The organism is Enterobacter cloacae complex sp. GYL001 (assembly GCF_049237125.1).
Lineage (GTDB): Bacteria > Pseudomonadota > Gammaproteobacteria > Enterobacterales > Enterobacteriaceae > Enterobacter > Enterobacter hormaechei_C.
Genome location: NZ_JBMKGW010000055.1, coordinates 1 through 1,648 on the forward strand (window position 1 = coordinate 1; position 1,648 = coordinate 1,648).

Here is a 1,648-nt window from a genome sequence, read left to right on the forward strand (position 1 = left end):
TCGGTTTGGTAGACAGCAATGGTTACGTGCCTGTGTCACTGGGAGGTACGGGTAGCAACAGGGGGGCCGCAATTGGTGTCAACATCGATGGAACCTTATCTTCTACTGGCTGGTTTAATGATATTTCAACCAACCCTTCCACAATAGGTTCTGCCCGAATAACTGATGATAATGTATGGCGGAGCTATATTTCTGTTCGCCATCGGAACGGTTCTAATGCGGCCTCAGGAGGAGATAGTGCGAATTACGGATTTATGCTGGTCGATGAAGCAATGTCAGCTCAGTCAGCCGCAAATATCACAATTCGTAAACAGGCAGGCGGTACGTGGCTTTCACCTGTCAAATTATATTCAACGGGTAATACGACTAAAGCAAGTGATGGCACCCTAAAGGCGGCCTCACCTGTTGCTCGCATTGTTAATTCTCAGGAACAGAACCAGCGCACGGATATATCCGAGGATGGTTTTGCATGGTGCGGCTGCGGTACTGCGAACACCGAAGCTGAAGGAATCAAAATTTCCCGGGTCGATGTTGGTGTTTATGTGCTGAGAGGTTCGGCAGGCCTGGCGTCAGAGGGATGGCAGTTACTGCCGCCAATGGACCCAGGCGGCATGGGAGAGCTTGGGATTGTTGAAGCAGAGCAGGCAGAAAGCGGTGGGCTGACTATCCGCCTGTTTAAGCGAAAATACATGCTGAGCGATGAAGGGGAGATCGTCAAAACAAAAGGGGAACCGATGGACGAGCCGGTGAACAGCTGGATCGATGTTCGCTTGGATATGCCTGATGATTCTGCCTTTAATCAGATGATCAATCAGAAACTTCAGCCATAGCTGCACGCTGATTCCAGATACTGTTTTGCGGCATCTCTACACGGACACTGACAAACTGATCGGCCGGAATATCGGCCGGTTCGCCATCCACGAAACCTTCCCGTGAGTTCCTCGCAAATATCGGTGCTGACGGGTATTCCCGGTGGAATGTTTTCACGAGCACTGATCCGTCTGCATTAACCTCATAGTCAAGCCAGATTAGGGCCTGCCCATTACGATCTTTAGGGATATCGAAGCCACCATCAATCCCACCCCACGCCGCATCTGAATTCATACCCATGCAGCCCTCGATCAGATACTCTCCGGCTTTTATGCGAGTTACGGTACAGCCCTCTGATTCGTTATTAGTTTCAAACGAACCGTCTGCATACAGTTTAACTACTGGGGAAGCTGCTTTTAACGTGCCGTCACTAGCTCTGGTAGTGTTACCAGTGTCATAAACTCGTAACCATGGAAGGAATGAGGCGCTTTCTCTTGCCCTCCACCACATACCCTGGTTTCCTCGTCCCCCAAGCTGAAAGCAGTAGGATGAATCGGAACTATGAGCACAGTTTATCCCCATAAACACAGCAGTAGCTGAGGGACCGTCATAAGGGCTACTTAAAAATCGGCCATCGATAGCTATATCCCAGCCAGCACTACTATTACCCGGCCCGCCCAAGCCAAAATCTCCCCGGGATAACATCTGTCCTGTCGAGCTGTAAGCATCCCGTGTCGCGCTACTTCCTAAACCGAGGTTTGTGCGAGCGTCAGCGACATTCGTTGCCCCGGTCCCGCCCTGCCCAATCGGGATAGCTCCATTACTCCCCTTCTGCGCC

2 pseudogenes are annotated in these 1,648 nt (G+C 51.1%); one reads left to right on the plus strand and one right to left on the minus strand.

Annotated elements, in window-relative coordinates:
• A pseudogene (locus tag ACOTWU_RS25210) lies at window positions 1-830 on the plus strand (phage tail protein); the annotation flags it as partial.
• Here ACOTWU_RS25210 and ACOTWU_RS25215 read toward each other — a convergent pair.
• Window positions 808-1,648: pseudogene (locus ACOTWU_RS25215) on the minus strand (phage tail protein); the annotation flags it as partial. The pseudogenes ACOTWU_RS25210 and ACOTWU_RS25215 overlap by 23 nt on opposite strands.